Origin of the sequence: Dysgonomonas sp. 511 (assembly GCF_010501105.1) — a bacterium.
Taxonomy (GTDB): Bacteria; Bacteroidota; Bacteroidia; order Bacteroidales; family Dysgonomonadaceae; genus Dysgonomonas.
In genome coordinates this window covers 51,452-65,116 of the sequence record NZ_QVMQ01000012.1, presented here as the reverse complement: position 1 = coordinate 65,116, position 13,665 = coordinate 51,452, and the positions used below count along the sequence as shown (strand labels likewise).

Sequence of the window (13,665 nt, the reverse complement as noted above, 5' to 3'; positions counted from 1 at the left end):
AAAAAGCCTCAAAAAACTGTAACCGCGTCTAAGCAATAAATTCAAACATAAGATCTATATAATTGTATAAACAGAGACTCCAATATCCTGAATTATAAATACAACACAGTCACAGAAGTGCTTCTTTATAAAAACATACGGAATGTTTCAAAATTCGTACAAAAGAAATGCTCCGGAGAGAATTGGGACTTATTGACAGAAGTATTTTAATTATTTTAGTAATGCCAATAAGCAGTAGAAAAATTTATCTATAGCAAGGGGAGGAGCTTATAGCAAGAAAAAAAGTGGCAATAAGAAAAAGTAACAGGCGAAAAATAGAAGAAAAGTGTTACATGTGTTACTTTTTAACTATGTATTGCAAAAATAGGTTAAATCAATCGTTGGTTGATTACATATTAATGTTAACAAAAAACTCAAAAGTAACAATGAAACAAGCTTACTTATTCTTCAATTGTCAATTCGCATAACTAATATCTAAATTATTAAATGATGAAAAAAACACTTCTTATTCCGGCTATTCCTGCTGCCTTGTTGGCAGGGTGTTCGGGAAATCACGACCAACCGCAGAAGCCTAATATCATTGTGATACTTGCCGACGATCTGGGCTTTGGCGATGTTAGTGCTTACGGTTCCACGACTATCTCGACGCCGAATATCGACCGACTGGCCAACGAGGGCGTATGCTTTACGAACGGATACGCTACCTCGGCCACTTCTACACCGAGCCGCTATGCCCTTATGACGGGGATGTACCCGTGGCGCAATAGCGATGTGAGGATATTGCCGGGAGACGCTCCACTGGTTATATCCCCTGAGCAATATACGATGCCTGCAATGATGCAAGCCAACGGGTATCATACCGCAGCCATTGGCAAGTGGCATCTGGGTATGGGCGAGGGCAATGTAGACTGGAATAAACGTATAACACCCGGAGCGAATGAGATAGGATTCGATTATTCGTGCCTGATAGCAGCGACAAACGACCGTGTGCCTACTGTATATGTAGAAAACGGGCAGGTGGTTGGCCTCGACCCCAACGATCGGATAGAAGTGGATTATGAAAACAATTTCGAAGGCGAGCCAACAGCTCTTACTAACCCCGAAATGCTGAAAATGATGTGGGATCATGGGCATAATTACTCTATCGTAAATGGCATTCCCCGCATAGGCTATATGAAAGGGGGGCATGCCGCCAGATGGGTGGATGAGGATATGGCAGATTATTTTATGGGAAAAGTAAAGGATTTTATCGGGAGCACGAAAGATAAGCCGTTTTTCCTGTTCTACGGACTACATCAACCGCATGTACCTCGCGCACCTCATCAGCGTTTTGTGGGATCGACCACGATGGGAGCACGTGGCGACGCTATCATGGAAGCCGACTGGTGTGTAGGCGAACTGATGGCTTACCTCGAATCGGAAGGATTGTTGGAAAATACGCTGATAATCTTTTCGAGCGACAATGGGCCGGTATTGAACGACGGGTATAAAGATTTTGCCAAAGAAATGGCCGGTAGCCACGATCCTATGGGCGGATTGAGGGGCGGCAAGTACAGCCTTTTCGATGCAGGCACTCATGTACCGTTGTTCGTATATTGGAAAGGTAAAATAGAGCCCGGGATTTCCGATGAACTGATTTCCCAACTCGATCTTCCGGCCTCGTTAGCTAAACTCACAGGAGGCAATATCCCCGACAATCTGGATAGTGAGGAACATCTTGATACGTTTATGGGTAAGAAAGGGAAAGGACGTGACAACCTGGTTCTGGAAGCGCAGGGCAAACTTGCCTTTCGGGCTGTAGATTGGGCGATGATACCGCCATACAAAGGTGAAGAGCGCAATATCACCGGCAACGAGATAGGGAATTTACCCGGATACGGATTGTACGACCTTAAAAACGATCCGGCACAACGCGTAAATCTCGCTGAAACCCATCCCGGTAAATTGGATTCGTTCAAGAAACAATTCTTAGCCATTGCAGGGGCTCATTTCGATCCGGAAGCAAAAGACCGGGAGCTGAAATAAGTAGATTCCAGAGGAGCTAAAAGAGGGTGAATGTATAGAAAAAGGAGATTCACCCTCCTTCTTAGTAACTGTTAGGAAATATCACAAATTCGTTTCCATCTGGAAAGCCAGAACTTTCTTCGTTCATTTTTAGCTGTTTTTTGGCTAGTTTTCCTTTCACTCAGCTCAGATAGCCCGCTATCATCGCTTCGCGGAAGAAAAAACTATCTTAAAAACAATCCTAAAAATTGGAACGAAATATTTCCTAACAGTTATTACTAAGCCATTGATATTATATTTCTGAAAACAATATTTTATCTTCGTCAAACCTATCAAGGACTACCTCCGACAAGACATTCACTTTGTTTTCATTATACGGAGTTTCCACCTTGATGTAGTTTTCGGTAAAACCATGCATCATACCCTCATAGTCTGTATGCTCGTATAATACCTTCCGGGTACGGCCTTGCTGCGACAGGTAAAACTTTCGCAACTTTTCGTCCGACAAATCGAGCAATATGCGGCAACGTGCATGTTTTGTCTTGGGGTCTACACTATGGTCTATCTTCAATGCCTGCGTATTCGGGCGTTCGGAGTAGGTGAAAACATGAAGTTGCGAAAAATCGAGATTTTCGAGGAAAGCACGCGCCTCCTCAAAGCATTCGTCCGTCTCGCCACGTGTTCCCACTATTACATCCACTCCGATAAAAGCATCGGGCATTACCGATTTTATTTTATCCACCTTGTGCTTAAACAACGCTGTGTCGTAGCGGCGGCGCATCAACTTGAGTACTGTATCGCTTCCCGATTGCAAAGGGATATGAAAATGCGGGGCAAACCTTTTCGACAATGCCACAAATTCGATTATCTCGTCAGTCAGCAAGTTAGGTTCTATTGAAGAAATGCGGTAACGTTCAATACCTTCCACCTCGTCCAAAGCTTTTATCAGGTCGAAGAAAGACTCTCCGGTAGTTTTGCCAAAGTCGCCGATGTTTACCCCTGTCAGCACTATCTCCTTGCCGCCTTTTGCCACCACTTCTTTCGCCTGCTCTACCATGCTGGCGATAGTGCCGTTGCGGCTTCGCCCACGGGCAAACGGAATGGTGCAGAACGAACAGAAATAGTCGCAACCATCCTGCACTTTCAGGAAGTAGCGTGTGCGGTCTTCTTGGGAACAAGAGGGTACAAATGCCTTTATCTGGTTTGTTTTTGTGGTGAAAATTATACCCTTATCCTTCTTCTTCAATTCATCGAGATAGGCAACGACATCCAGCTTTTGCTCCGAACCCAGTACAAGGTCTACCCCCTCTATCCCGGCTATATCTTCGGGCTTCAACTGGGCGTAGCATCCTGTAACGATAACAAATGCACCTGGATTTTCCTTTATCAGTTTGCGGACTGCCTGCCTGCATTTTTTATCGGCAAGCTCTGTCACCGAACAAGTATTTACAACACAGATATCGGCTATTTCTCCTTTCCTCGCCTTGCGGACGCCCACCTGTGCCAATTGCCTGCCGATAGCAGAGGTTTCGGCGAAATTAAGCTTGCATCCGAGGGTAAGATAGGCTGCTTTCTTATTTTCGAATATTGAATTATCTATCATTTATCGGTTAAATTGAAAGTAAAAAATTGAAAGTTGAAAATGAATTTGTTCTCTTCCAACTTTCAATTTCCAACTTTTAACTATAAAAACAACTTACAAAGGTAGGTAATTACGCGAAGTTTATTACAAAAAAGTTGGAGATTCTATGCAGACTACTTATTTTTGCACAAAATCACCCTAAATGAGCAAAAACAATGATTGATAAAAATTTCATCAAATTATACGAAGACAGCTTTAGATATAACTGGGATTTGAAGGGGCTTTCCGATTACTCAACCAAAGAATCCTTATATTACAAAGACATAGCGCGCGAAATAGCCCGCATACATATAATACTCAGCGAAGCCAATATAAAGAAAGGCGACAAAGTGGCGTTGGTAGGTAAAAACAATATACCGTGGTGCATAACCTATCTGGCGGTGATTACTTATGGCGCTATAATAGTGCCTATCTTACAGGATTTTCATGCCGATAATATTCAGCACATAATAAATCACTCCGAGTCTAAACTCTTGTTTACGGGGGCAAGCATTTGGGAATCGTTGGACGAAGACCACTTGCCAGAGATAAAGGGGGCTTTGTCGGTAAACGATTTCAGGTTTACCTGCCTTTATGAGAAAAAAGGAGAACGCTTGTCGCTCATTACCGAATCGCTGGACGAAAAAATGAAAAGCAAATATCCGAACGGTTTTACGCAAGAGGATATTGTATATGCCGAAGTCGACAACTCCGAGCTGGTACTCATCAATTATACTTCGGGTACTACAGGGTTCAGCAAAGGTGTGATGCTATCGGCCAACAACCTAGCGGGCAACGTGACTCATGCCCACTATCTGAAACTATTGTTCAGAGGACAGAACATCGTGTCGTTCCTGCCGCTGGCTCATGCTTACGGATGTGCATTCGAGTTTCTTTATTCGCTTACGGAAGGTTCGCACACTACATTGTTGGGCAAAGCACCGTCGCCGAAGATACTGGCAGAAGCATTTGCCGAAATAAAACCAAGCCTGATAATATCTGTACCTCTGGTAATAGAGAAAATATATAAAAAGGCAATATTGCCGAAAATAGAAAGGCCGGCTATAAAAACAGCTTTGAAAATACCTATCGTAAGAGATCAGATATACGCCAAAATAAGGAAAGGCATGATGGAAGCCCTCGGAGGCTCTTTCCACGAAGTGATTATCGGTGGAGCAGCTCTGAACCAGGAAGTGGAAGCATTCCTGCACAAAATCAAGTTCCCTTTCACTGTAGGATATGGGATGACAGAATGCGCCCCGCTGATATCGTACGACCACAACTACGACTTTATCCCTACCTCGTGCGGAAAAGTGTTGGACAATATAATGGAAGTACGTATAGACTCCGACGACCCATACAACACTGTAGGAGAAATACAAGTGCGTGGCGAGAACGTAATGATAGGCTATTATAAGAACGAAGAAGCTACAAAAGCCGCATTCACAGAAGATGGCTGGCTCAGAACCGGCGACCTGGGGACAATAGACAGAGACAACCGTATTTTCATCAGGGGGCGCAGCAAAACTATGCTATTGGGGCCTAATGGGCAAAACATATTCCCCGAAGAAATTGAAGCCCGTCTCAACAATATGCCGTTTATACTCGAAAGCCTTGTTGTAGAACGGAATGGTAAGCTGGTTGCACTTGCACATCCCGACTACGAAACGATGGATGCCGCACAGGTAGACCACGAGATGTTGCCGGCAATAATGGAAGAAAACCGCCAAAACCTGAATAAAAAGCTTGCAGCATTCGAAAATATAACTGCCATACAGATATACCCAAGCGAGTTTGAAAAGACTCCTAAAAAAAGCATAAAAAGGTATTTGTATGAAAATTAAGCAGTTAGACCAACAACCATTTTCTATTTCAAAAAAATATATATTTTGGCAAAAAAAACATTAAAAAAAATGTATTTGTGTTAGATGACATATCAAGAATATGTTTATCTTTGCACCGTGTTATGTAAAAGGATAACCGAAAAAGAACATTTACCGTTTAAGTTTTAACAGAAAAGAAAGATGAAAAAATTAGTATTATTTGCTGCTGTTGCTGTTGCAATCTCATTCGCTGCTTGCGGAAACAAAACACAAACTACAGAAGGAACTGACACAGACTCTATCGCTGCTAAAGTAGATGCAGTTATAGAAGATGCTAAAGCTGAAGGCGACTCAGTTGCTGCTGTTGTTGACTCTGCTGCTGCTAAAGTAGAAGAAATTGTAGAAGAAGTTAAGAAATAAGCTTCGGCACAATTAGAAGAAATTAAGAAGCCTATATGAGAATACTCATATAGGTTTTTTTGTATATATTAGGAGACGGAAAAAACAAAAAGCAAGCAAAAATAACTAACTTTGTAGGCTGTAACAAAAAGGCACAAACAATAGCTAAATAATGGAGATTGAAAAAGAACATTGGGACATTGTAATAAAGCCTCGAGGCAGCAATTTCTCTCTGAACATAAAAGAAGTGTGGAAATACCGCGACCTGGTAAGGATGTACATCCACCGCGATATAGTCACGCAATACAAACAAACCATATTAGGTCCTTTCTGGTATGTTATCCAAGCCTTGTTCACCACCATACTTTACATGTTCGTGTTTGGAGGTATAGCGCAAATCTCTACCGATGGCTTGCCACAGGTGCTATTTTACCTTTCGGGGATCGTTTGCTGGAACTATTTTCTCGAATGCCTGAATAAAGGTTCGGGCACATTTTCGTCCAATGCAAGTGTATTCAGCAAAGTTTATTTTCCGAGGCTGGTAGTTCCCATTTCGGGGGCTATATCGGGTCTGTTAAAGTTTTTTATTCAGTTTACGCTCTTCTTCATTGCATATTTGTATTACTGCTTCTTCACAGATGCCGCTATTACACCTAACGCATATATCCTTTTATTCCCGTTGCTTATATTCCTGCTGGCAGGATTCGGTATAGGATTCGGTATGATCGTATCTTCTATGACCACCAAATACCGCGACCTTGCCATATTATTTACATTTATCAGTTCGCTATGGATGTATATAACACCTGTAATATATCCCCTATCGGTAATGGAACAAAATTATGCTGATTATATGTGGATAATCCAGTTGAATCCGCTAACTTCCATCATCGAAGTAATGCGCTACGGATGGATGGGCGTAGGTACATTTACATGGTTATCATTCACATATAGCATCGTTGTCACTCTGTTTTCAATGATATTCGGCATCTGGATATTCAACAAGGTAGAACGCAGCTTCATAGATGTAGTATAGAACAAAAGGAGCAGAAGAAAATGTCAGACATAGCAATACAATTTGAAAATATATCGAAGCAATACCGTCTGGGTGTTATAGGCACAGGCACTATCAGCCACGACCTCAACCGATGGTGGCACAAGGTGAGGGGCAAAGAAGACCCATACCTGAAAATAGGCGAAGTTAACGACCGCTCATCCAAAGCTATTGGCGAATACGTGTGGGCATTGCGCGATATCAGCTTCGAAGTAAAACAAGGGGAAGTACTCGGCATAATAGGAAAAAACGGGGCAGGAAAATCAACCCTATTGAAGATACTGTCGCGGGTAACCTCGCCCACCACAGGGTCGATAAAGGCGAAGGGACGTATAGCCTCGCTGCTCGAAGTAGGTACTGGCTTCCATCCCGAACTGACAGGGCGGGAAAATATCTATATGAACGGCTCTATCATGGGTATGACCAGAAATGAGATTTCGCGTAAACTGGACGAAATAGTTGCCTTTGCCGGAGTAGAAAAATATATCGACACCCCCGTAAAACGCTATTCTTCGGGTATGACCGTGCGCCTTGGGTTTGCCATCGCTGCCCACCTCGAACCCGAAATACTGGTGGTAGACGAAGTACTTGCTGTTGGCGATGCCGAATTTCAGAAGAAGGCTATCGGAAAGATGCAGGACGTATCGAGGGGCGAAGGGCGAACCGTATTGTTCGTAAGCCATAATATGGGTGCAGTGGAATCGCTGTGCACAAAGGCTGTAATACTGAAAGACGGACAGCTTAACTTCTCGGGTTCGGTAAGCGAAGCCATCAATGTGTATATGGAGCATTACAGCCATCTCGATGGTTCGTCGAGAATAATGGACGGGGTAAAAAAATGCCACTCGCATATCAAGCTAAATGAAATAACGATAAACGGTTCGGATAGTAATTTTGTCAATATAAACCAGGAGAATACAAAGCTTACCATTTCCATAAAAGGAGAAATACAGGAGAGGAAGAAAATGGCGCTCGAAATACGTCTCTACGACCTGAAGGGAATATTGCAGGGCATATATTCTCCCGGCCATTTATACGGCCGCGTGCCTACATACGAAGAAGGTGCTTTTGAGATAAACGAAATCCTCGAACTGCCTGACAACCTGACTAAAGGAAACTTTGTACTGGATATAGATGTTACACAGCCCAATGTGGAATCGCTGATTAATATCCCGCAATTTGTAATGATAGAGTCGAACGGAATCATTGGAGCCACAGGATTGGAATTTAACTACGATTCGTGCGGGTTGTTAATGCTCAAATAAAGTGAATGGACAGCAATATATTACTGGAAAAATATAAGGCATTGAATAGTTCTTTCAAGGAAAAACTGGTATTCCATTTAGGATACGAAGCCGGTTTCTTCTCTGAATATAACAATATGATTCTGGCCATGCTCTATTGCCTGGAACACAAAATCCAGTTTACACTCTATTCGGCAGATGCAGGCTTTGGCTTCGAAAAAGGATGGACAGATTATTTCCTGCCATTTTGCGAAGAGAAAGAAGAAATAAAAATGCCATTTTTCGATAATTCGGCTAGATTATTTCACCAGAAATATAATAAACGCAACCATATCGACTTTCCTCTCTTTTTCACAGAGAAAGAAAAATTTAAAATCTGGTGGTATAAAAAATGGAATAATGTAGATTTCCTTACTCAAGATCTATGGCTGAAATTCCACGACAGGAATATGGAGAACAAACACTATTCCTTTCCCCAATTAGGCATTGAAGGCGATATACTTGATATCTGCAGGCATTTGATAGCTATCACATGGAAATATAATTCCACTACCGAGAAAGAAACGGTACAAATAAAAAAGACAATAGAAATACCAGCCGAATACACCGGATTCCATATAAGAAAAGGAGATAAGGACAAAGAAAGTAATGTGTATTCTACAGCAGATTATATAAACAAGGCTCGTTCACTGAAAGCCAATCTGGACAACATATTCGTACTTACCGACGACTATTCGGTAATAAAAGAATTAAAAACAATCGCACCCGGATCGAATATATATACATTCTGTGGCGAAGAAGAAACCGGATATGTACATTCGGCTTTTTTCGGACAAGGTAAGAAGCATATCAAAGATTCGCACCTTCGTCTATTTGCATCTATAGATATATTGAGCCAATCTCAATTGTTTATCGGCACGTTCAGTTCCAATCCGGGAATGTATCTGGGTATGCGCATGAAGGAAGGAACAAATTTCGGCCTCGATTTTGAAAACTGGTTAATTTGGTAATTTTCATGGAAGAAAAAAAAGACAAACTGCCTATAAGTGCCATAGTTGTTGGCTTCAACGAAGAAGACCTCATACGCGATTGCTTTTCTTCCATAAATTTTTGTGACGAGATAATATTTGTAGACCTCGGCTCTACCGATTCCACAATAGATATTGCTAAAGAATTTACAGCTAATATATACTCTCACGAAAGAGTGCCTATCGTAGAAATCATCCATCACGAATTTATAGGAAAGTTGAAACACGACTGGCTGTTGATTCCCGATCCTGACGAACGTTTTAACCAGTCACTCGTAACCGAAATAAGGGAGTTGTTCGCCAAAGGCATCCCCAATGATATTGGCGGCTACGTTATACCATGGATATTCTATTTCAAAAACAGAAGACTGAACGGTACAGTATGGGGAGGGATAAAATCAAAAACAAGCCTCTTGCACAAAAACAGGTATAATTTTCTTCCGATCGTGCATCGCGGCAGGAATGTACTCGAAGGTTACAGAGACGGCTACATAGAATACAAAGGAGAAAATTATATTACTCACCTATGGATGAACAGTTACTCGCAACTGTTGGAGAAACATTGGAGATACATAAAAATAGAACCCAAGTCGCGATATACGCGCAATATCCGTACAGGGCTAAAAGGTATCCTGACCGCTCCGTTCCGAGCTTTTAAATCCTGCTATCTGGATTATAAAGGCTACAAAGATGGGTTAAGAGGAATATTCCTTTCACTTTTTTGGAGTTGGTACGAGACTTGTTGCCTGATAGGTTTGTATCTTTATCAGAAAAAACACGATAAATGAAACGCCTGTCTATTATTACCATAAATTACAATAATGCTCCGGGATTGAAAAAAACAATCAGGAGCATAGTCCCGCAACTATCCGATGATATAGAATATATTGTAATAGACGGCGGCTCTAAAGACAATAGTGTTGATTATATAAAAGAACAGAACGGCAAAATTGCTTATTGGATAAGCGAACCCGACACCGGAATCTACCATGCGATGAACAAGGGGATAGAAAAAGCCGGTGGCGAATACCTCCTGTTTGTCAATAGTGGCGATACAATAAATGCTGCTACCGATTTAAGCGGGTTGATAAAAGACATAAGTGGCGAAGACATTATCTATTACAACCTGCAAATAGCTGACAGTAACGGACAAACGTATATAAAAACATATCCCCCATATTTAGACTTTAAGTTTTTTGCAGAAAGTTCGCTGCCGCATTGCGCCACATTTATCAGTAAGCAACTGCTGGTAGAATATGGGTACTACGATCAGGGTATGAGAGTAGTAGCCGACTGGGCTTTCTTTATAGATGCCGTTTGCCTGCTAAGATGTTCGTATAAATATATAGATAAGTATTTCTCTACATTCTATCTTGACGGCATTAGTTCGCAGCCAGAAAATTTCGCTGCACTCTGGCACGAAAAAGAAGGGCACATAAAAGAAAAATATCCGTTATATTACTCCATCTATAAAGAGTGGATGGAAAAAAAAGACGAACTTTACAGGCTGAAAAGTTCTGTAAGTGTAAGATTTCTAAAAAAAGTAGGATTCCTTAAATGGCTCAAGCTGTAAAACCTGTCATATCCATCATCGTCCCATGCTACAATCAGGGGACATTCTTGTCGGAAACTCTGCAATCGGTTCTCGATCAGGAATATCCTTATTGGGAATGTATCATAGTCAACGATGGCTCGACCGACAATACAGAAGCCATAGCCAACGAATGGGCACATAAAGACAACAGGTTCAGATATTACCGGAAAGAGAATAGCGGCGTATCCGACACCCGCAACTTTGCCATCAGCAAAGCCGAAGGTAAGTATATATTGCCTCTCGACGGCGACGACAAGGTAGGCAGCAGGTATGTAGCCGAAGCCATAGATATATTCGAAAAAGAACCCGATACAAAACTGGTTTACAGCGACCTTATCTTATTCGGAGCAAAGAACAAAAAACTTAGAAAACCCGGCTATATTTACAAGAACCTGTTCGAAGAAAACTTCATATCCGTAAGCGGTATCTTCAAGAAAGAAGATTTCGAAAAGACAACAGGCTATAATACAAATATGGTAGAAGGGCTCGAAGACTGGGATTTCTGGCTCTCATTTCTCCACAAAGACGATAAGGTGGTCAAGCTCGAAGGCTTCCATGTATTTTACCGCATAAAGGAAGTCTCGCGCTCTACAATGATAGACTATCGCAAAAACGAAAGACTTCTGATGCAGATATTCAGGAACCACGAAAACTTACTGTTGGAATACCTCAACCCAATAAGGGACTACATAGGAGCCGAATACAATAAACGCGAAGTAGAATCGTATAAAAACTGTACGGAGCTGAAAATAGGCTTATTCCTTTATGCTCCTGTACGATTTATGCAGAAAGTATTCAAAAAACTTTTCCCTGAAAAAGAAGAATAGACAGTATGAAAATAAATATCGTACTCATCACATACAACCATGCCCGATACATCCACCAGACTCTCGAAAGCATACTTATGCAAAAGACGCCGTGCGAAGTGGAGATTATCGTTGCCGACGACTGTTCTACCGATAATACGGTAGATATCATAAAAGAATATGAAACAAAGTCGCCCTTTACATTCACATATCTACACAAGACACACAATGTAGGCTACAATAAAAATTATCAACAGGCATTTGCAGCCTGTACGGGCAATTATGTAGCCATAATGGAAGGTGACGATTACTGGACAACGCCCAATCATATTGAAAGCCACGTTTCATTTCTGGAGAATAATTCCGGCTACTCGATGAGTTTCAACAGGCATATACGCTTGTTCGAAGACCAGGAAAGGGAAGAAATATTCGAATGGATGGGAGCAGATGACTACGAACCTGTTACCACCCCTCAACTGGCTATGGGCAACCGCATAGGCAACCTCTCGTGCTGTGTGTTCAGGGGGAGTATAATACAGGAAATAAACCCCAAGCTTTTCAGCATGGAAATTGCCGACTGGATGCTGGGAATGTATATGGGGCAGTTCTCGCCCCTTGCATATCTGAAAGAAGTGACATCGGCATACCGCATACACGACAACGGGCAATGGTCGCGGATGACAGAAAGGGAACAGGCGTTGCGCACGATCGAACTAATAAACGAATACGACAAATACTTTAATTATAAATATACCGCATATTTTACCAAACATAAAAAAAGACTCGAAATATTGCTTTATGGCGACAAATCGTTAAAAGGACGTATGAAAAATATGATGCCCCCTTTTATAAAAAATATTTATAGAAAAATAAAAAACAAAAGTTACTAATCGCCAATTCTTTCTTGTTATTCACTTGTAACTCGTAACTTTGTAACTCGTAACTAGAAACCACATGAGTAAAAAAATACTGGTAACCCAACCTGCCCTTCCCCCTTTGGAAGAATTTGTTCCTTATCTGGAAAAAATATGGGATAATAAATGGCTGACAAACAACGGCCCTTTCCACGAGCAGTTTGAAAAAGAACTGGCCGAATATCTCGGCGTAAAATATATATCTGTCTTTTCGAACGGAACATTGGCACTAATAACAGCATTGCAGGCATTACGCATTACAGGCGAGGTGATTACCACCCCGTTCAGTTTCGTGGCTACTACGCATTCGCTGTGGTGGAACAACATAAAACCTGTATTTGTAGACATTGACGACAAGAACTACAATGTAGACCCCAGTAAAATAGAAGCCGCCATAACACCGCAAACAACGGCGATTATGCCGGTGCACGTATATGGCAACCCGTGCGATGTGGAAGAAATACAGCGCATAGCCGACATCTACGGGCTGAGGGTGATTTACGATGCCGCTCATGCCTTTGCTGTAAGGAAAGACGGGCAGTCGGTGATGAACTGGGGCGACCTGTCGATACTCAGTTTCCATGCCACAAAGGTATTCAACACCATAGAAGGCGGAGCGATAGTCTGCCAGGATGAAAAGACAAAACAGCGTATCGACCTGTTGAAAAACTTTGGATTCCGCAACGAAACTACGGTTATAGAACCGGGTATCAATGCCAAGATGAACGAATTGCAGGCAGCATACGGTTCGCTGCAACTAAAATACGTAGATAGCTATATAGCCAAACGCTTGCAGTCGGCAAAGCTATATGATGAATTGCTGAAAGATACACCCGGCATTACCTGCATGAAGGTAGAAGAAGGCGTATCGCATACATATCCTTACTATCCGGTACGTGTAAACGCACTGGAATATGGAATGACACGCGATGAACTCTATTTCAAACTACAGGAATACGATATATTCGGACGGCGTTATTTCTATCCGCTTATCAGCGACTTCCCTACATACAAGGGTTTGCCATCGGCCAGTGCAAGCAACCTGCCTGTAGCTACACAAGTATCGAAAGAGATAGTCTGTCTGCCGATGTATGCCAACCTGGAAGCAGAAGATATCGTTAGAATATGTTCATTAATAAATGAGTTGCAAGCAAGATAAGTTCTTGTAACTCGTAACT

12 protein-coding genes are annotated in these 13,665 nt (G+C 41.9%); 11 read left to right on the top strand and 1 reads right to left on the bottom strand.

What is annotated here, in order from left to right:
- Positions 1–489 precede the first annotated feature (489 nt).
- Complete coding sequence (locus D0T57_RS07475; RefSeq protein ID WP_163272489.1) at positions 490–2,025, top strand: sulfatase-like hydrolase/transferase; 1,536 nt, start codon at positions 490–492, stop codon at positions 2,023–2,025.
- Between the two features lie 271 nt (positions 2,026–2,296).
- Here the strand turns inward: D0T57_RS07475 and mtaB are convergent, their stop codons facing one another.
- Positions 2,297–3,607, bottom strand: coding sequence for a tRNA (N(6)-L-threonylcarbamoyladenosine(37)-C(2))-methylthiotransferase MtaB (gene mtaB, locus D0T57_RS07470; RefSeq protein WP_163272428.1), 1,311 nt, complete (start codon positions 3,605–3,607; stop codon positions 2,297–2,299).
- A 194-nt stretch (positions 3,608–3,801) separates the two neighbouring features.
- On the opposite strand from mtaB, the gene D0T57_RS07465 reads away from it, so the two are divergent.
- The 10 genes from D0T57_RS07465 to D0T57_RS07420 all read left to right on the top strand — a co-directional run bounded on the left by D0T57_RS07465 (position 3,802) and on the right by D0T57_RS07420 (position 13,646).
- Complete coding sequence (locus D0T57_RS07465) at positions 3,802–5,469, top strand: AMP-binding protein (protein WP_163272426.1); 1,668 nt, start codon at positions 3,802–3,804, stop codon at positions 5,467–5,469.
- 180 nt (positions 5,470–5,649) lie between these two features.
- Entirely contained in the window at positions 5,650–5,868 is a 219-nt protein-coding gene (locus D0T57_RS07460) for a hypothetical protein (protein WP_163272424.1), read from the top strand.
- 148 nt (positions 5,869–6,016) lie between these two features.
- Entirely contained in the window at positions 6,017–6,883 is an 867-nt protein-coding gene (locus tag D0T57_RS07455; protein ID WP_368666906.1) for an ABC transporter permease, read from the top strand.
- A 20-nt stretch (positions 6,884–6,903) separates the two neighbouring features.
- Positions 6,904–8,166, top strand: coding sequence for an ABC transporter ATP-binding protein (locus D0T57_RS07450; RefSeq protein ID WP_163272420.1), 1,263 nt, complete (start codon positions 6,904–6,906; stop codon positions 8,164–8,166).
- 5 nt (positions 8,167–8,171) lie between these two features.
- The gene (locus D0T57_RS07445; RefSeq protein ID WP_163272418.1) at positions 8,172–9,155 is read left to right on the top strand and encodes a hypothetical protein; all 984 of its coding nucleotides are present in this window, start codon (positions 8,172–8,174) and stop codon (positions 9,153–9,155) included.
- A gap of 5 nt (positions 9,156–9,160) precedes the next feature.
- A complete protein-coding gene (locus D0T57_RS07440) occupies positions 9,161–9,961 on the top strand; it encodes a glycosyltransferase (RefSeq protein ID WP_163272416.1) in 801 nt (266 codons plus the stop codon).
- On the top strand, positions 9,958–10,746 hold the full coding sequence (locus tag D0T57_RS07435; protein WP_163272414.1) for a glycosyltransferase family 2 protein: 789 nt from the start codon (positions 9,958–9,960) through the stop codon (positions 10,744–10,746). Before D0T57_RS07440 ends, D0T57_RS07435 begins: the two co-directional genes overlap by 4 nt.
- Positions 10,731–11,594, top strand: a complete 864-nt coding sequence (locus D0T57_RS07430) for a glycosyltransferase (protein ID WP_163272412.1) — start codon at positions 10,731–10,733, stop codon at positions 11,592–11,594. The genes D0T57_RS07435 and D0T57_RS07430 overlap by 16 nt, the downstream gene beginning before the upstream one ends.
- Before the next feature lie 5 nt (positions 11,595–11,599).
- Positions 11,600–12,463, top strand: coding sequence for a glycosyltransferase (locus D0T57_RS07425; RefSeq protein WP_163272410.1), 864 nt, complete (start codon positions 11,600–11,602; stop codon positions 12,461–12,463).
- 64 nt (positions 12,464–12,527) lie between these two features.
- A complete protein-coding gene (locus D0T57_RS07420) occupies positions 12,528–13,646 on the top strand; it encodes a DegT/DnrJ/EryC1/StrS aminotransferase family protein (RefSeq protein WP_163272408.1) in 1,119 nt (372 codons plus the stop codon).
- The last annotated feature ends 19 nt before the right edge of the window (positions 13,647–13,665 follow it).